This is a genomic window from Synechococcus sp. A15-62 (assembly GCF_014280075.1).
Classification (GTDB): domain Bacteria; phylum Cyanobacteriota; class Cyanobacteriia; order PCC-6307; family Cyanobiaceae; genus Parasynechococcus.
Window position 1 is genome coordinate 1739225 of sequence record NZ_CP047950.1, and the last position, 17526, is coordinate 1756750.

Sequence of the window (17526 nt, forward strand, 5' to 3'; positions counted from 1 at the left end):
AGCGGAGCTCATTCGTCAGAGAGCAGGCCCTCTTCCTGAAGACCCTCAACGGCTTCAGCATCGACCACCTGCTCTTCCTTCAGCTCATTGTCGGCATCCGGACGGGTGAACGCGGCGAAATTGCTCGCCGAGGGGTCGATGTTGTGGCGGGTGCGGGTAGCCTCGAGGTCGGCATCACTGGGGTCATCCAGCACCGCACTGGCGCTGGCCGCAGGGGGCATGTCGACGGTGTAGTCGGGACGCAGGTTCTGCATGCGGCGGTAGCCGGCCGGATCCTCCGAAAGGATGTCGGGGTGGGGGCCAGCCTCCTTCTGCAGCTCTTCTTCGAAGCCGCTGAAGCCGGTACCTGCAGGAATCAGGCGACCGATGATCACGTTCTCCTTGAGACCGCGCAGCCAGTCGCTCTTGCCCTCGATGGCGGCTTCGGTGAGCACCCGGGTCGTCTCCTGGAAGGAGGCGGCGGAGATGAAGCTGTCGGTGTTAAGCGACGCCTTGGTGATACCCAGCAGCACCGGGGTGAACTCGGCGGGAGCACCACCGGTGATCGCCATGGCCTGGTTGGTGTCTTCCACCTGACGCAGTTCGATCAGCTCACCAGGCAACAGGGTGGTGTCGCCGGCATCTTCGACCCGCACCTTGCTGGTCATCTGACGGACGATCACCTCAATGTGCTTGTCGTCAATCGAGACGCCCTGGGATTTGTAGACATTCTGAACCTCAGTCACCAGACGGTGCTGCAGGTTGGCGATCGCCTCCTGGGCGGCCTCCATCAAAGGCTTGCGGCTGCGCAGATCTTCGAAGTAGCACTCGAGCAACTCGTGGGGGTTGATCGGGCCATCGGTCAGCAGTTCACCAGCGGTGACCTGTTGGCCATCGCTCACCATGATGTTGCGGCCGAGCAGGATCGGATATTCACCGATGGCGTCATCGGATTCGATCACATTGACGGCGAGGGATTCGTCGTCTTCACCCTGCTTAATCTCAACGGTGCCGGGCTTCTTGCAGAGAATCGCGGATTCACGGGGGCGACGGGCCTCCAGCAATTCCTCGATTCGGGGCAGACCCTGAACGATGTCACCGGTCTTCTGGCGTTCGAACACCAGCAGGGCCAGGCCATCACCCCGCTGCACCAGATCTCCATCACGCACGTGCAGGACGGAATCGGGCGACACCATGTAGGGACGTCCCAGACGCAGGGTGACGCTGTTGCCGCTGACGGCCTCGATCTCACCACAGCAGCTGGCGGTTTCGCCGTCGGCAAGGGCGTCGCCATCGACAATCCTCTGACCAACGCTCACCACCGGCTTGCCGGAGGTGCTCAGGGTGGTGGTGTCTTCGGGGCGTTCCACGATCATCCGACGCACAGGGTCGGCTTCCGTGGCTTCGGGCAACTGGGCCAGACCGGCCTGCTTGCAGAGGATCTGCGTGGTGGCGACGACATCGCCAGCCTTCACGGACACGCCATCTTCGACCTGCAGCTCGGTGTGGGTTGAGCCGTGGCTGGAGTCGGACATGGTGTCGCGACGCACCAGGATCGACTCAAGGATCACGAGGCGCAGACGGGAAATGGTCTTGGCCCGCTTGTCGGGAGCCTTCTCCACATCCACCGTCATTTGCGGGGTGGTGTCGAAGGTCTCGAGCAGCAGCTGGGTCTTGAGCAGCTCCACACCTTCAACGGACTTGATCAGTTCGTTGTCCTTGAACGCCAGACGCTGGGTGGCCTTGATGCCGAGGTGAGGGCCATTGGCCTGCTTCACATGGGACAGCTCAGGCAGCTGGGCCTCATTGGGAATGGTGTACTCCTCAACCGGACGCAGCAGCAGACCCTTGCCTTCGGGGGTCTCCACCGTCTGCACGTACTTCATCGTGTCAACGGACAGCCCCTTGGCGATGTCTTCGCCGGGGTTGACCATCTGACCATCACCCTCGAAACGCTCCAGTGCCTTGGCATCGGTGCAGAGGTGGAACTCACCACTGCGGACGATGATTTCGCGAAGGATGTCGTTCTTCTGGGTGACGGTGACGATGCCCGCGGTTTGGCTGAAGATGTCTTTGACAACCTCGGTGCCGGCCTCGATCCACTGACCGTCGGTGATCATCAAGAGGGAGATGTCCTTGTTGATTTCGTGGGTCTCCTGGGGGATCCACAGCAGGGTGCCGCCCTTGTTGACTTCGTAACCGTTCTTGGCGGAACGGGCCTTCTTGATCGCTAGACCAGGGGCGAACTTCACCAGACCACCTGTGCCGGTGCGGAAGCGGTCATCCGCCAGTTCAGCGATGACCTCACCGGAACCGATCTTGCTGCCGGGGATGGTGTTGAGGCGGTAACGGGTGCCGTCTTTGGCCTCGAGATTCCAGATCTCACCGGAGTGGGTGGACTCCTCCAGCAGTTTGAAGTCCTTGAGGGTCATCGCCGTGGTGACGATCTGCACCTCACGGGAATCACCGATGGAGTCGCGCAGGCGCACTTCACCGCCATACTCACTCCGCTGGCTGGCTTCGGCCAGCACCTGACCCTCAGTCACCTGGGTCTCGCCGCCGACCACGGGCTGAGCGTTTGGCGGCAGGTTGTAGACGTCGCCGGAAAGCACCCACATCCGGCCAAGACGCTGGGCCTTCAGGGTGATGTTGCCCTGGCGGTCAGTGACCTCACGGGGCTGGATCGCCTCCTCGTAACGCACCTGGCCGGCCAGATCGCAGATCACGTCCTTGGTGGCCTTCTCCACACTCTTCTTGACCGCACCAGCGGCGATCTGCGCCACCGTGACGTCGGCATCGATCTCAGCACCGTTGTCGACGAACAACAGCGAGCCGTTGGTGATTTCGATCTTCTGGGCCTTGCCCTTGCCGGACGGCTTGATCGTGAGGTTGAAATCAACCTCAGCCTGTTGGGCATTCACACCGTGGGGTGTGCGGTAGGGGCGCACCCGCGCCTTACTGCCGAACTCGACGGTGCCCGCCACCTTGGAGCGGACCACACCGGTCTCAGCGGTGGACACACCACCGGTGTGGAAGGTCCGCATGGTGAGCTGGGTTCCAGGCTCACCGATCGACTGGGCCGCGATGATGCCGACGGCTTCACCCAGGTCGACCAGTTCGTTGTGGGCCAGTGCCCAGCCGTAGCACTTGCGGCAGACGGAACGGTTGGCTTCACAGGTGAGCGGCGAACGCACACTCACGGCCTTGACGCCAGCGGCCTCGAAGGACTTGGACAGAGGCGGATCGATTTCGGTGTCGCGCTCGGCCAGCACTTCGCCATCGGCATTCACCACCTGGGCGGCGGTCAGGCGACCCACAAGCCGACTGCCGAATTTGCCGTCCTCAGCATCCACAACGATGTGGCGGGTCGTACCGCAGTCGTCCTCACGGACGATCACATCCTGGGCAACGTCCACCAGACGACGGGTGAGATAACCGGAGTCGGCGGTGCGCAGCGCCGTATCCACCAGACCCTTGCGGGCGCCGTAGGAGGAAATGACGTACTCGGTGACCGTCAGACCCTCACGGAAGTTGGTGCGAATCGGAAGGTCAATGATTTCACCCTGCGGGTTGGCCATCAGGCCGCGCATGCCCACCAGCTGACGCACCTGGGACATGTTTCCCCGGGCACCGGAGTTGGCCATCATCCACACCGAGTTCAGCGGTGCGTTCTCGTCGAAGTTCTTTTTAACGGCATCCACCAGACGCTCGTTGGTCTCGGTCCAGGTGTCGATCACCTTGGTGTGACGCTCCACCTCGGTGATTTCACCCAAGCGGTAGCGCTCTTCGGTGGCCGTGATCTGTTCCTCGGCCTGGCCCAGCAGATCCTTTTTCGCCTCGGGCACCTTGAGGTCGTCGACAGAGATCGACACAGCCGCCTGGGTGGCGTACTTGAAGCCGAGATCCTTGAGGTTGTCGGCCATGGACGACGTCACTGCCGTGCCGTGGTTCTTGTAGGACCAGGCGACGAGCTGCTTAAGGGCCCGCTTGTCGATGACCTGGTTGCGGAACGGCGGTGGGGTCTTCGAGAGCGGACGCGATGCGCTCACGGGAGCCTCTTTGGCGGCCTTAGAGGCTTTGCTGGATTTGGACTTGCGGGATTTCGAGGACGAGGTCATGGCTGCGCGCGGATCAGGAGTTAGGGAGGAAGGACGTCTGGCTTGATTCAGGCGGCGGCCACCGCGTCGATGATCGTGTGATTCATCACCACGCGGCCCACAGTGGTGAGGATGTAGCGGCTGATCAGGGCACCGTCTTCATCGAAACGGTCGCGGCGGTAGCTCCACTCTTCGATGCGCGTTCCATCACTGAGGGATTCGCTCTTGCTGGGCGCATCCAGCTCTTCATCGTCCTGAACTTCACCGTTGAAGCGGACCCACACCCAGTCGTGCAGACCGATCCGGTTGTCTTCGAAGGCATGGATGACATCCTCCAGACCGGCAAAAGTGCAGCTGCGATCGCCGAAGTCGGGCTTGGAGGCACCGGGTTGAAGCGCCGTCAGGTAGTAGGAGCCAAGAACCATATCCTGGGACGGGGTGATGATCGGCTCGCCGGTTGCAGGCGACAGGATGTTGTTGCTGGCCAGCATCAGCATGCGGGCCTCGGTCTGCGCCTCGATGGCCAGGGGCACGTGGACTGCCATCTGGTCACCGTCGAAGTCAGCGTTGAAGGCTGGGCAGACCAAGGGGTGCAGCTGAATGGCGCGGCCATCAACCAGCTTGGGTTCGAAGGCCTGGATGCCGAGACGGTGCAGGGTTGGAGCACGGTTTAGCAGGATCGGGTGACCGTCGATCACCTCCTGCAGCACCTGCATCACTTCATCGTCGGCCCGCTGAATCAGCTTCTTGGCCGCTTTGATGTTGTTGACGATGTTCTGGCGGATCAGGCGGTGGATCACGAAGGGCTGGAACAGCTCAATCGCCATCTCCTTGGGCAGACCGCACTGGTGCATCTTCAGCTTCGGACCCACCACGATCACGGAACGACCGGAGTAGTCGACCCGCTTACCCAGCAGGTTCTGACGGAAGCGGCCCTGCTTGCCTTCAATGATGTCGCTCAGTGACTTGAGCGGACGGTTGTTGGCACCCACCACGGTGCGACCGCGACGGCCGTTGTCGATCAGGGCATCGACGGCCTCCTGCAGCATCCGCTTCTCGTTGCGGACGATGATTTCAGGGGCCAGGATTTCCTGGAGCCTCGCCAGACGGTTGTTGCGGTTGATCACCCGCCGGTAGAGATCGTTGAGATCGCTGGTGGCGAAGCGACCGCCGTCGAGCTGCACCATCGGGCGCAGGTCGGGCGGAATCACCGGGATTACATCCAGCACCATCCACTCGGGACGGGCGTTGGTGGCGATGAAGTTGTCGATCACGCGCAGACGCTTGATCAACTTGGCGCGCTTCTGACCCTTGCTGCCGTTGATCTCCTCGCGCAGCTGCTCAGCCACTTCATCGAGGGTGAGATCTTCCAGCAGTTGCTTGAGGGCCTCGGCACCGATGCCCACCACGGGCTCGTTCTCGATCTCGGAATCTTCGGCGTAGATCTCATCTTCAATTTCCAGCCACTCGTCTTCCGTGAGCAGCTGCTTGTACTTCAGGTCTTTGTGGTCGCCGGGATCCAGCACCACATAGCAGTTGAAGTAGACGATCTGCTCCACATCCCGCAGGGGCATGTCCAGCAGGATGGCCACGTAGCTGGGGATCCCCTTCAGGTACCAGACGTGGGAGACGGGTGCCGCCAGCTTGATGAAGCCCATGCGGTGACGACGCACGCGGCTCTCGGTGACCTCCACACCGCAGCGTTCACAAACGATGCCCCGGTGACGCACCCGCTTGTACTTGCCGCAGTGGCATTCCCAATCTTTGGAAGGGCCAAAGATCTTTTCGCAGAACAGCCCGTCCATCTCGGGCTTGAGGGTGCGGTAGTTGATGGTCTCCGGCTTGGTGACCTCACCGACCACCTGACCGTTGGGCAGGGTGCGCTGTCCCCACTCCATCACCCGGTCGGGTGAGGCGAGGGTGATCTTGACGTAATCGAAGTGGTTCTCGGTGCGGAGGTTGCTGTTGGTCATTGACGGTTAAGGAAGAAGGAGCGGGGAATCGGTTCGTTCGTTGATCCGTCAGTCCTCGTCGTAATCCGCGACGCCGAGGGATTCGTAGGTGGGCCTGCTGGGGGTGCTGCGACGTGGATTCACGTCCTGCATCAGATCCACTTCCTTGCCTTCGTCGGTGTAGACGGCGATGTCCAGACCCAGGGACTGAAGCTCGCGCATCAGCACCTTGAAGGATTCCGGTGTACCCGGGCGGGGGATCGGCTTGCCCTTGACGATGGCGTTGAGGGCCTCGTTGCGGCCCTGCATGTCGTCGGACTTGACCGTGAGCAGTTCCTGCAGGGTGTAAGCGGCGCCATAGGCCTCGAGGGCCCAAACCTCCATCTCACCCAGACGCTGACCACCTTGCTGTGCCTTACCGCCCAGGGGCTGCTGGGTGACCAGGGAGTAGGGACCGGTGGAACGGGCGTGAATCTTGTCGTCCACCAGGTGAACCAGCTTGAGGAAGTGGGAGTAACCCACGGCCACGGGCTGGTCGAAGGGCAGACCGGTGCGGCCATCCCGCAGCTGCAGCTTGCCGGGATCCTCAGGGTCGTACACCCAACCCTTGCCGGGCTGCTTGGCGGCTTCCTTGAGGAAGGTCTCGACGGTCTGCTGGGACTTCTCAGCACCGTGCATCTCATCGAAGGGAACGATGCGCACGCGGCAATCCAGGTTGGACGCCGCCCAACCCATCAGCAGCTCGAACACCTGACCCACATTCATCCGGCTCGGCACACCCAGAGGGTTGAGCACGATGTCGACCGGGGTGCCGTCGGGCAGATAGGGCATGTCCTCCCGGGGAAGGATGCGGCTGATGATGCCCTTGTTGCCGTGGCGGCCAGCCATTTTGTCGCCGACCTGGATCTTGCGGCGCTGGGCCACATAAACCCGCACCACCATGTTGGCGCCGGGGGGCAGCTCATCACCCTGTTCACGGGTGTAGATGCGCACATCAACAACGCGGCCACGCTCGGTGCCGGGCACCCGCAGGGAGTTGTCGCGCACATCGCGCGCCTTCTCACCGAAGATCGCGCGCAGCAGCTTCTCTTCCGGCGGCTGATCGGATTCACCCTTGGGTGTCACCTTGCCCACGAGGATGTCGCCGCTTTCAACGAAAGCACCCACGCGGATGATACCCATCTCGTCGAGGTTGCCCAGGCTTTCCTCAGCGACGTTGGGGATCTCACGGGTGATCTCCTCAGGTCCGAGCTTGGTCTGACGCGCTTCGATCTCGTACTTCTCAATGTGAACCGAGGTGTAGAGGTCGTCGGTGACCAGACGCTCGCTGACCAGCAGCGCGTCCTCGTAGTTGTACCCCTCCCAGGGCATGTAAGCGATCAGAACGTTCTGACCCAGGGCGATCTCACCGCCTTCACAGGCGGAGCCATCCGCCATAACCTGACCGACGATCACCGGGTCGCCGCAGCGGACGATCGGGCGCTGGTTCAGGCAGGTGTCCTGGTTAGAGCGCTGATACTTCTGCAGGAAGTGGGTGTGATCATTGCCGTCCTCGTCCTGAACAACGATGGCGTTGGCATCCACATAGGTGACGGTGCCATTCACCCGGGAGATCGGCACCATGCCGGAGTCGCGGGCCACCTGGGTTTCCAGGCCGGTGCCCACCAGGGCACGCTCGGGACGCAGCAGCGGCACAGCCTGACGCTGCATGTTGGAGCCCATCAGGGCGCGGTTGGCGTCGTCGTGCTCCAGGAAGGGGATCAGGGACGTTGCCACGGAGATCACCTGCACCGGTGACAGAGCGACGTAGTCAACCTGCTCAGGGGGGACCTTCTCGAAGTCCTGGCGGTAACGCACGGGAATCAAATCCGCCGAGATCCGGCCGTCGTCCTCGGTGGCCACGTCACCAGGGGCAACGCGCACTTCGTCTTCCCTGTCGGCAGACAGGTAGATCGGATCGCCGTCCTTGAGAACGACACCGTTCTCCACCTTCCAGAATGGCGTTTCGATGAAGCCGTACTCATTGACCCGGGCGTGGGTGGCCAGGGAGTTGATCAGACCGGCGTTGGGACCTTCCGGCGTCTCAATCGGGCAGAGACGGCCGTAGTGGGAGGGGTGAATATCGCGGACGGCGAAGCCGGCACGTTCACGGGTGAGACCGCCGGGTCCAAGGGCCGAGATGCGGCGCTTGTGGGTGAGCTCAGCCAGAGGGTTGGTCTGGTCCATGAACTGGCTCAGCTGGCTGGAGCCGAAGAACTCCTTGATCGCCGCCACCAGGGGCTTCGGGTTCACCAACTGGGCTGGGGTCAGCGAGTCGGTTTCGCCGACGGTCATCCGTTCCTTGATGATCCGCTCAAGGCGGTTCAGACCCACACGAACCTGGTTCTGCAGGAGTTCACCCACAGAACGCACGCGGCGGTTGCCGAGGTGGTCGATGTCGTCGAGGCTGGCGCCACCGACATCCAGTTCCAGGTTGATCAGGTAATCGAGGGTGGAGAGCACGTCCTCATGGGTGAGGGTGCGCACCGTGTCGGGGATGGTGAGCCGCAGCTTCTTGTTGATCTTGTATCGGCCGACCCGACCGAGGTCGTAACGCTTGGGATCGAAGAAACGGGTCTGCAACAGCTGCTGACCACCACTCACTGAGGGGGGTTCACCCGGACGCAGCTTCTTATAAAGCTCAAGCAGCGCCTGGTCTTCCGAGCTGATGCCTTCGTCATTCGCGGCATCAATCGACTTCTTGTAGAACTCGGGGTGACGCAGCTTGTCGAGCACGTCGTTGTCGGAGAGACCCATGGCCCGCATGAGCACGTGCGCGTTGATCTTGCGGGTCTTGTCCACACGAACGTGGAGCAAGTCGTTCTTATCCGTCTCAAACTTCAGCCAGGCCCCCCGGTTGGGGATGACGCTGGCGTTGTAAGTACGACGGCCGTTCTTGTCCATTTCATCCTTGAAATAGACACCGGGGCTGCGCACGATCTGGTTCACGATCACGCGCTCAGCGCCGTTGATGATGAACGTGCCGCGCTCGGTCATCAAAGGCAGTTCGCCGATGAAGACCTCCTGCTCCTTGATCTCACCGGTCTCCTTGTTGACCAGGCGGCAGGTCACATACATCTGCGACGCGAAGGTCGCATCACGGCGCTTGGCCTCTTCCACATCGTGGCGGGGGCGCTTCAGGCGGTACTCGCTACCGATGAAGTGCAGCTCCAGCTTGCCGGTGTAATCCGTGATCGGAGAGAAGCTTTCCAGCTCCTCGATCAGGCCTTGATCCAAAAACCACTTAAAGCTGGCCCGCTGCACCTCCACCAGATCGGGGAGGTAGGTGGCGGTCTTGGCGACCTGAATCGCGCTGCTGCTCATGCGGGGACCGGCAGAGAGGACGAAGGGACTTGGGGAGGACTGGATTGGCGGCAAAAGCTCACCCGACAGGACGATTCGACAGGACAGCGGCACCGACGGTTTCCAGGACGGAACCGACAGCGCCGCTGCTGCTGTTCAGAAATCGCGGGTCAGATCAGCTGACGACGACAAGTGCACCGGAAGGAAATGGACGCTTCAGGCACCACACACAAAAAACACAAGAGGGATTCCTGCGCATGGCCAGGCCAATACAACATCTTACATATGGGCTCGACACCCTTGGAACTCCGGTTAAGGAAGTCCGAACAAACGCCGGGCGTTGGCGGTGCTGCTGCAGGCCACGCTGTCGAGATCCACGCCGCGCAGCTCAGCCACCCGCGTGGCAACGGAGGCCACGAAGGCCGGCTCGTTGCGCTTGCCCCGGCGGGGCACAGGGGCCAGGAAAGGGCAATCGGTTTCCACCAGGAAACGATCCTCAGGCACCTGACGAGCGCAGTCGTGGGTGGGCTCCGCCTTAGGGAAGGTGACGGTGCCACTGAAGCTGATGTAAAAGCCGAGTTCCAGGAACTGGTGCATTTCATCGGGGGTGCCGCCCCAGCAATGCATCACCCCTCCAGGGCAACGGCCCTGCGCCTTGCGGGACCGCAGTTCCTCCAGCATCGGCTCAGCGGCATCCCGGCAGTGAATGATCACCGGCAGGTTCAGCTCCACTGCCAGGTCCAATTGAGGGCGCAGCACAGCAAGCTGCTCCTCGAGATTCTTATCTCGGAAGAGATCGAGTCCGAGTTCACCGATGGCGACCACCCGATCGTCCTCCAAGGCCGCCCGGCGCAGCACAGCCACCGTGTCATCCCGCCAATGCTCGGTGTCCAGTGGATGGACACCGACGGAATAGCGCATCTCCGGGAACCGATCAGCTAAAGCGCGGATCGCCGGAATTTCGGAAGGTTCGACGCAGGCATGCAGCAGAGCACCGACCCCAGCCTCACGCCAGCGTGAGGCCACCTCATCGAGGTCGTCGTCAAAGTTGCGGAAGACGATGTGACAGTGGCTGTCAATCAACGTCGGGGTGGGGGACACAGCTGGGCCGAAACGCGCTTTCGGCCCATTCTGCCGGTTGAAACCGACTCAGCTGGCAGGCTCGAGCACCCTGCGCACGGCCGCACTGAGGCGGGACTTCTGATTGGCGCCGTTGTTGCGGTGCAGCACGCCAACTTTTACGGCCTTGTCGATCTTGCTGAAGGCGGCACGCATGGAGGTCTGCACGCTGGCCTTGGCTTCATCACCGGGGGTGGCGCTGTAGGCGTCACAGGCGGCGAAGCAGCGCTTCATCAGGGTGCGCATCGACGACTTGTAGGTGCGGTTGCGCAGACGGTTGCGCTCAGCAATCTCAATCCGCTTCTTGGCTGACTTGTTATTGGCCACTGAGGCTTCAACGTTGCGAACAATCCAGCACCCTACTCCTTGACAGGCCCCACTTCCCTGGGTTGTGGAGTCCTAATTTGACAGCACTCTCCCACTGTTCCTTTGTCTGTGAGCCAGCCGGCCGTTGCTCCCCTTCGCATCGTGCGGGATCTGGACCGGGCCCAGACGGAGCTGAAACGGTTGTCGAGCCGCACCACACAAACCCAGCAGGGTGAAGCCCGTGAGCGGGTTGAAGCCATTCTCGCAGCGGTGCGCGACCGCGGTGATGCCGCCATTGCCGACTTCACCAAACGGTTCGACGGCTTCCGGCCCGAACCGATGGCGGTGTCCCCCGAGGCCCTCGAACAGGCCTGGACGTCGCTGCCGACCAACCTGCGGGATGCCCTTGAGCTGGCCCACCGCCGCATCACCGACTTCCACCAACGCCAACGTCCCGCCGATCTGGCGGTGACGGGCCCCCACGGCGAACAACTTGGGCGGCGCTGGCGGCCGGTGGAGCGTGCTGGTCTCTACGTACCCGGTGGACGTGCGGCTTACCCCAGCACCGTGCTGATGAATGCGGTGCCGGCCCGGGTCGCCGGCGTCAAAGACGTGGTGATCTGTTCCCCCGCCGGACGGGATGGTGCGGTGAACCCAGTGGTGCTGGCAGCGGCCCACCTGGCCGGCGTGAAAACGGTGTTCCGCCTTGGAGGAGCCCAGGCTGTGGCCGCCATGGCCTATGGAAGCGAGAGCGTTCCCAAGGTGGACGTGATCAGTGGCCCCGGGAATCTTTATGTGACCCTGGCAAAACAGGCGGTGTACGGCCAGGTGGCCATTGATTCCCTGGCGGGACCGAGCGAAGTGCTGGTGATCGCAGACCACTCCGCCAAGCCCGATCAGGTGGCAGCGGATCTGTTGGCGCAGGCGGAGCACGACCCCCTGGCGGCGGCGGTACTGATCACCACGGACCCTGCCTTGGCCGACGGAATCAACGCCGCAGTGGCCGAACAGCTGGCCGATCACCCCCGCCAGGAGATCTGCGAAGCCGCTCTGCGGGACTGGGGGCTGGTGGTGGTCTGCGACGACCTTGAAAGCTGTGCCCGCCTCAGCGACAGCTTCGCCCCCGAACACCTGGAGCTGCTGGTGGAGCGGCCTGAGCCCCTGGCTGATCGCATTCAGAACGCCGGAGCCATTTTCCTGGGCCCCTGGTCTCCAGAAGCCGTGGGGGATTACCTGGCGGGCCCGAACCACACATTGCCCACCTGTGGAGCCGCGCGCTTCAGCGGGGCCCTGAGCGTTGAGACCTTCATGCGCCACACCTCGCTGATCGGTTTCAACCGGGCTGCATTGGAAGCAACGGGTTCAGCTGTGCAGGAGCTGGCCACCAGTGAAGGCCTGCACAGCCACGCTGAATCGGTGCGGCGGCGCCTCAGCTGAGGCGCTTCTCCAGGCTGCGGACACCCGCCACACCATCGGTGATCTCGCCGACCAACACCTCATCGGTGATGTTGACGAACAGGCCGTTCTCCAGCACACCGGGGATGTTGTTGATCGTCTGCTCCAGGGCCACTGGATCACTAATGCCGCCTTCAAGTTTGGCGTCCAGCACCAGGTTGCCCTGATCGGTGACCACAGGGCCGGCCTTGCGCTGGGCCATGCGCAGCTCAGCGCTGCCCCCGAGAACTTCCAGCTGCTGCTTCACCTGGCGCCAGGCCCCGGGCAGCACTTCCACCGGCAGCAGAAAACCGAGGTTGAGACGGTCCACCAGTTTGGTGGAGTCCACCACCACCACAAAACGATCCGCCCGTGCCGCCACGAGTTTTTCCTGCACGTGGCATGCGCCACCACCCTTGATCAATTGGAAGCCAGGGTCGACTTCGTCGGCACCATCGATGGCCAGATCAATCCGACTGACGGCGTTGAGGCTGAGCAGGGGGATGTTGAGCTCGGCAGCCAGCACTTCTCCTTGGAAAGAGGTGGTGACACCGACGATGTCTTTGAGTTCTCCGCTGGCGAGCTTGGCCCCCAGGCCCTGAATCATCAGGGCGGCGGTGGAGCCAGATCCCAGGCCCAGCACCATGCCGTCCTTGATCTGTTCCACGGCGGCATCCGCAACCGCCTGCTTCATTTGGGTCTGTAGATCAGCCATCAGGTCACGTCCTTAGGGCGCGACCGTAGCAAGGGGTTTCAGGCCATCCCAGGCAGGGGCTCCGGTTTGACGGACAGGGTCAGCTCGCGGCCCGACCGCAGCACCTTCAAGGGCAGGGGAACATTGATGGCGGCGGCATCCACCACCTCGAGCAGCGCCTGAGGATCGGCAATCTCACGCTCATCCACCGTGATCAACAGATCGCCGCGGCGCAGTCCTGCTTTTTCGGCCGGGCCATCGGGCAGCACGGCTTGCACCAGGGCACCGCTGCGTTCCGGCAGCTGCACCAGGGCATTGGGGTCCTTGTTGTGCTCGCGCGCAATGCGCGGTGTTAGCGCCACCAATTGCAGACCGATGTAAGGGTGCACCACTTCACCCTGCTGCTGGAGCTGATCAGCCACCCGGCGGGCCAGGTTGATCGGGATGGCAAAACCGAGGCCGGCACCAGGGCCCGACCGCACCAGGGTGTTGATGCCAATCACCTGGCCATCGCCGTTCACCAACGGTCCACCGGAATTGCCGGGGTTGATGGCAGCGTCGGTCTGAATCAGTTCCAGCCGTTTGTCGGCGAAGCCAAGGCTGTTGATGTTGCGGTGCAGGCTGCTGACGATGCCCAGGGTCACCGTGCGTTCCAATCCGAACGGGGTGCCGAGGGCGATCGCCCAATCGCCCACCTGCATGGCTTCCGAATCACCCAAGGGAGCCCGTGGCGGCAGTTGATCCCCCTCGAGACGCACCAGGGCCAGATCCGTCACCGCATCGGTGCCCACCACCTGGCCATCGCGCTGTTCGCCGTCGGCCAGGGTGACGCTGACGGACTCCACCCGATCCACCACATGGGCGTTGGTGAGCACAAGGCCCTTGGAATCAATCACCACACCGGAGCCTTGGCCCCGCTCCCGCTCCGGACCTGCCGGAGGATCCCCCAGCAGATCCCGCAGCAGGGGATCGAGCAGCGTGGGGTCAAACGGCTGACGTTCCACGGTGCGCTCGGTGTCGATCCGAACCACCGCCGGGGCCACCCGCTGCACGGCATCGGCCACAAAGCTGTGCTCCAGGGCCTGCGCTGAGGCCCCTTCACCGACCAGGACGGCCACGGCCATCAGAACGGCCAGGAGTTGACGCAGGGCGTACCGCAACACAAGACCTGTAATTGCCTTCTTTTTATCGGATCCAGCCCGAGAAACGGGCCCTGGTCCAAATCGATCGCAATCTCACAACGCCCTTTGCGATGCGCGGACAACTCTGAAAATCCCAGCTAGCAAATCAGCAAACGCAGTTTTCGCATGCGTGCACTTCTGGCTCCAGCGGCAGCTCAGCTGGCCCGGTTGCCCTAACCCCTCAAGCCTCTGCCGAGAGCACAACGCTCAAGGCGGTGATCTTCGAGGAGGTCAAGCCGCTGTATCAAAAAACAGATGCCGGCTACGAAGGCCTCGGGGTTGATGTTCTTGAACAGATCCGGATTCAAGCGAAGCGCCGCAAGGTGGACTACCGGGTGGCGAAGTCGGTGAATGACGGCATCGGCGCCGTGATCACCGGCAGAGCCGACATCGCCTGTGGCGTTGCCTTCACCTGGGGCCGCTCCAGCCAGGTGAGCTACAGCCTTCCCTTCGGCGTTGGTGGCACCCGTCTGCTGATGGCCCGCGACACCACTATTGATGGAACCCCGGCCTCCCTGGAGGGCCAAACCATCGGTGTGGTGAAGGACACCGCCTCCGCCAAGGTGCTGAAGAGCGTGGTGCCCGGCGCCACGCTCTTCAGCATCCCCAAGGAAGCGTTGGATGCCTTCTACACGGGCGACGTTTCGATTCTTGGGGGAGGAACGCTGTGGCTGGCCGCCAACCAGCCGGATCGACAAGACGGCGCTGCTGCCCTTCCGTCCCTACGGCCGCTCCGGCATCAGCTGCATCATCAATCAAAACAACGGCAAACTGCTCTCCTCCACCAACATCGCGTTGGGCCAGATGATGCAGGCCTACATGGATGGTGATGCGGGAACGCGCCGCATGATCAACCGTTGGATCGGCCCCGGCAGCGATGTGGGCCTGAGCCAGGACGTGATCCGCTCCCTTTATGGCCTGATCCTCAGCATCACAGCAGAAATCAACACCCCTGCGACACCGGGCATCTGACACCTCATTAATTGCATTTTTCCTCTATCAATCAACAGCCATGAAGCGTTCTCTTATTGCTTTTCAAGCACTGCTGGCCTCCAGCGCCGTGCTCTGCCAAACCGCCGAAGCCAGCTCCACCTACATCGCTCCCGAGCAGCTGACCGGCCAGACCAAAGCCAACAGCATCGAAGCTCGGATTGAAGCCGTGCGGACCACTGACTGGGGCAGCCTGCTTCAGGATCCTGAGATCGAAGGTGAGCTTGTTGCCAAGAGCAAGTGGGGCAACGGCAAGGGCAAGAAATTCGGCAACAGCCGCGGCAAAGGCAAATGGGGCAACGGAAAGAGCGGCAACAAGTGGGGCAATAGCCGCAACACCTGGGGCAATGGCAATTACTACGGCGGTTGGCGCAACGGTGGTGGCGGCTGGGGCAACGGCGGCGGCGGATTCGTCAACTGGTGATCGTTTCCTCTCCCAATGTCGGGCCCGACCTCAGCCGGTTCGGGCCCATCGGCCTCGTGGTTGTGCAGTCCACCTCGCTGTGCAACCTCGATTGTTCGTATTGCTATCTGCCGGACCGGCAGAAGAAGCGGGTCTTTGACCTGGATCTGCTGCCCTTGTTGATGCAGCGGATTCTGGGAAGCCCCTATGCCGGGCCGGAATTTTCCCTGGTTTGGCATGCCGGTGAACCGCTCACCCTGCCCACCAGTTGGTATGACGAGGCGACGTCGATCCTGTATCGCAGCCTTGATCAGTTCAATGCGCAGGGGCTGGATTTCACCCAGCACGTGCAGACCAACGCCACGTTGATCAATGACGCGTGGTGCGACTGCTTCCGGCGCAACCGCATCGTGGTGGGCATCAGTGTGGATGGCCCTGAGGACATCCACGACGCCCACCGGCGCTTCCGCAATGGGCGCGGCTCCCATGCCATGGCGATGAAGGGGATTGAAGCCCTGCATCGCAACGATGTGCCCTTCCACTGCATCTCGGTGGTGACCGCCGATGCCATGGAGCAACCGGAGCGGATGTACCGCTTCTTCCGCGACAACGGCATCAACGACGTGGGCTTCAACGTTGAGGAGCAGGAGGGGATCAACACCACTTCCTCGATGCAGGGCTCCGCGATGGAGGAGAAATACCGCGACTTCCTACGGGCCTTCTGGCGGCTGAGCGAGCAGGACGGTTATCCCGTGGTGCTGCGCGAATTCGAGCAGGTGATCAGCCTGATCCAAGGCAATGCACGGATGACTCAGAACGAGCTGAATCGCCCGTTCTCGATCCTCAGCGTTGATTGGGAGGGCAATTTCTCCACCTTCGACCCTGAACTGCTTTCGGTGGCCAGCGACCGCTACGGCAGCTTCAACCTTGGCAACATCAAGAATCTGTCGCTGGTGGAGTCCACCCACACCGATCAGTTCCGTCGGCTGATGGCCGACATGAGCAGCGGCGTGGAGACCTGCCACAAGGGCTGCGAGTACTTCGGCCTCTGTGGCGGGGGCAACGGCAGCAACAAGTTCTGGGAACACGGCACCCTGGCCTCCAGCGAAACCAACGCCTGCCGCTTCGGTACCCAGATCCCGACTCAGGTGCTGTTGGAGCGCTTTGAAGAAGGTCCTCCCCTGACTCCCCTCACCCCCAATTGATCTCGTTTCCCATGCGATCTCTCGCTGCTCTGCCCGTCCTGGGCCTGCTGCTGATGCCGTTGCAGGCCAATGCGGCCTGCAACTTTCTGCCCCCGGTGGGTGGCGGTGACCCGATTGTGAAAAAGAAAGTGGAGCGTCCCAAGGGGCTGATCGGCAAAGCCATCGGCCGCACCAACTGGAACACCGATTTCGTGGTGGATCAGCCCTACCGCAGTTTCAAGCTGTTTTTCACCGCCGATTCCAGCGACCCCAGCAGCTATCCGGTCCAGGCCTTCCTCAAATTCAGCGATGGCAGCAACAGCAAGGTGGCCGATGAACAACTGCAGCCGCCCGTGGGCACCGGCCGGATGTTCGGCCCCTTCCAGCAGGTGCCTGGCAAAAGCATCAGCCAGGTGAATTTCAGGATCGGCGCCAACAAGGATCCACAGGCCACTGGATTCAGCTACCGGATCTCCGTTCAGGGCTGCCACTGATCGAACAACGGGGATTGCGTGCTCTGCTTAGGGTCGCGGGTTCTTGTGAGCTTCACCTTGAGCGAATCCTCCGCTTCACAACGCTGTGAGCTCTGCCAGGTCGTGATCGAAGACCGGCCTGGCCTTGCCGATGTGGTGACGTTCAGCAATGGCCCCCAGGGGAGCCGCAGCAAACTCTGGAGTCGCGTCTGTCAGTACGTGACCGATCCGGAGCGTCGGCGCCTCTGCATCAATCAGGATTCCGACGGGCGCGGCGGCGAGCAGCCGGGCGACGCCTTCCCCGATGCACCAGCCATCGATCTGGGCAACACCTGACGCCGGTCGGACGGTCCCGTACATTGAAGGTGTGTC

General features: G+C 62.3%; 14 protein-coding genes. 7 read left to right on the forward strand and 7 right to left on the reverse strand.

Annotation, left to right across the window (positions count from 1 at the left end):
* Positions 1 to 8: 8 nt before the first annotated feature.
* From SynA1562_RS09985 to rpsT, 5 genes are all read right to left on the reverse strand, one after another.
* Positions 9 to 4097, reverse strand: coding sequence for a DNA-directed RNA polymerase subunit beta' (locus SynA1562_RS09985; RefSeq protein ID WP_186493744.1), 4089 nt, complete (start codon positions 4095 to 4097; stop codon positions 9 to 11).
* Positions 4098 to 4144: 47 nt separating this feature from the next.
* A complete protein-coding gene (locus SynA1562_RS09990; protein WP_006851054.1) occupies positions 4145 to 6049 on the reverse strand; it encodes a DNA-directed RNA polymerase subunit gamma in 1905 nt (634 codons plus the stop codon).
* A 48-nt stretch (positions 6050 to 6097) separates the two neighbouring features.
* Complete coding sequence (rpoB, locus tag SynA1562_RS09995; RefSeq protein ID WP_038553495.1) at positions 6098 to 9391, reverse strand: DNA-directed RNA polymerase subunit beta; 3294 nt, start codon at positions 9389 to 9391, stop codon at positions 6098 to 6100.
* Between the two features lie 291 nt (positions 9392 to 9682).
* Positions 9683 to 10471 carry a TatD family hydrolase gene (locus SynA1562_RS10000; protein ID WP_186493745.1) on the reverse strand — a complete coding sequence of 263 codons (789 nt, stop codon included), beginning with the start codon at positions 10469 to 10471 and terminating at the stop codon, positions 9683 to 9685.
* A 48-nt stretch (positions 10472 to 10519) separates the two neighbouring features.
* Positions 10520 to 10816 carry a 30S ribosomal protein S20 gene (gene rpsT, locus SynA1562_RS10005; protein WP_186493746.1) on the reverse strand — a complete coding sequence of 99 codons (297 nt, stop codon included), beginning with the start codon at positions 10814 to 10816 and terminating at the stop codon, positions 10520 to 10522.
* A gap of 108 nt (positions 10817 to 10924) precedes the next feature.
* Between rpsT and hisD the strand changes: the two genes are divergently transcribed.
* Positions 10925 to 12232: a histidinol dehydrogenase gene (hisD, locus tag SynA1562_RS10010; RefSeq protein WP_186493747.1), complete on the forward strand. Its 1308-nt coding sequence runs from the start codon at positions 10925 to 10927 to the stop codon at positions 12230 to 12232.
* Here the strand turns inward: hisD and rpiA are convergent.
* Together rpiA and SynA1562_RS10020 are read right to left on the reverse strand one after the other, a co-directional pair.
* On the reverse strand, positions 12225 to 12944 hold the full coding sequence (rpiA, locus tag SynA1562_RS10015) for a ribose-5-phosphate isomerase RpiA (protein ID WP_186493748.1): 720 nt from the start codon (positions 12942 to 12944) through the stop codon (positions 12225 to 12227). The two genes, hisD and rpiA, sit on opposite strands and share 8 nt — an antisense overlap.
* Before the next feature lie 38 nt (positions 12945 to 12982).
* Complete coding sequence (locus SynA1562_RS10020) at positions 12983 to 14047, reverse strand: trypsin-like peptidase domain-containing protein (RefSeq protein WP_186495398.1); 1065 nt, start codon at positions 14045 to 14047, stop codon at positions 12983 to 12985.
* A gap of 272 nt (positions 14048 to 14319) precedes the next feature.
* Here SynA1562_RS10020 and grrP point away from each other — a divergent pair, with 272 nt between their 5' ends.
* The 6 genes from grrP to SynA1562_RS10050 are packed head-to-tail and all read left to right on the forward strand — an operon-like array spanning position 14320 to position 17490.
* Positions 14320 to 14934, forward strand: a complete 615-nt coding sequence (gene grrP / locus SynA1562_RS10025; RefSeq protein WP_186493749.1) for an extracellular substrate binding-like orphan protein GrrP — start codon at positions 14320 to 14322, stop codon at positions 14932 to 14934.
* Positions 14912 to 15076 carry a hypothetical protein gene (locus SynA1562_RS10030; RefSeq protein WP_186493750.1) on the forward strand — a complete coding sequence of 55 codons (165 nt, stop codon included), beginning with the start codon at positions 14912 to 14914 and terminating at the stop codon, positions 15074 to 15076. Before grrP ends, SynA1562_RS10030 begins: the two co-directional genes overlap by 23 nt.
* A gap of 40 nt (positions 15077 to 15116) precedes the next feature.
* Positions 15117 to 15518 (forward strand): GrrA/OscA1 family cyclophane-containing rSAM-modified RiPP, encoded by a 402-nt coding sequence (gene grrA, locus SynA1562_RS10035; RefSeq protein WP_186493751.1) that lies wholly within the window; start codon positions 15117 to 15119, stop codon positions 15516 to 15518.
* Entirely contained in the window at positions 15515 to 16702 is a 1188-nt protein-coding gene (grrM, locus tag SynA1562_RS10040; protein WP_186495399.1) for a cyclophane-forming radical SAM/SPASM peptide maturase GrrM/OscB, read from the forward strand. Before grrA ends, grrM begins: the two co-directional genes overlap by 4 nt.
* Positions 16703 to 16713: 11 nt before the next feature.
* The gene (locus SynA1562_RS10045) at positions 16714 to 17175 is read left to right on the forward strand and encodes a hypothetical protein (protein ID WP_255445640.1); all 462 of its coding nucleotides are present in this window, start codon (positions 16714 to 16716) and stop codon (positions 17173 to 17175) included.
* Positions 17176 to 17232: 57 nt separating this feature from the next.
* Entirely contained in the window at positions 17233 to 17490 is a 258-nt protein-coding gene (locus tag SynA1562_RS10050; RefSeq protein ID WP_255445641.1) for a hypothetical protein, read from the forward strand.
* Positions 17491 to 17526: the final 36 nt, after the last annotated feature.

What these genes read in the sequence shown, in the direction of transcription:
- SynA1562_RS10020 (WP_186495398.1), bottom strand. Translation starts at nt 14,047, where the DNA reads ATGGCCGTGGCCGTCCTGGTCGGTGAAGGGGCCTCAGCGCAGGCCCTG.
- rpoB (WP_038553495.1), bottom strand. Translation starts at nt 9,391, where the DNA reads ATGAGCAGCAGCGCGATTCAGGTCGCCAAGACCGCCACCTACCTCCCC.
- SynA1562_RS09990 (WP_006851054.1), bottom strand. Translation starts at nt 6,049, where the DNA reads ATGACCAACAGCAACCTCCGCACCGAGAACCACTTCGATTACGTCAAG.
- grrA (WP_186493751.1), top strand. Translation starts at nt 15,117, where the DNA reads ATGAAGCGTTCTCTTATTGCTTTTCAAGCACTGCTGGCCTCCAGCGCC.
- SynA1562_RS09985 (WP_186493744.1), bottom strand. Translation starts at nt 4,097, where the DNA reads ATGACCTCGTCCTCGAAATCCCGCAAGTCCAAATCCAGCAAAGCCTCT.
- SynA1562_RS10030 (WP_186493750.1), top strand. Translation starts at nt 14,912, where the DNA reads ATGCAGGCCTACATGGATGGTGATGCGGGAACGCGCCGCATGATCAAC.
- SynA1562_RS10045 (WP_255445640.1), top strand. Translation starts at nt 16,714, where the DNA reads ATGCGATCTCTCGCTGCTCTGCCCGTCCTGGGCCTGCTGCTGATGCCG.
- rpiA (WP_186493748.1), bottom strand. Translation starts at nt 12,944, where the DNA reads ATGGCTGATCTACAGACCCAAATGAAGCAGGCGGTTGCGGATGCCGCC.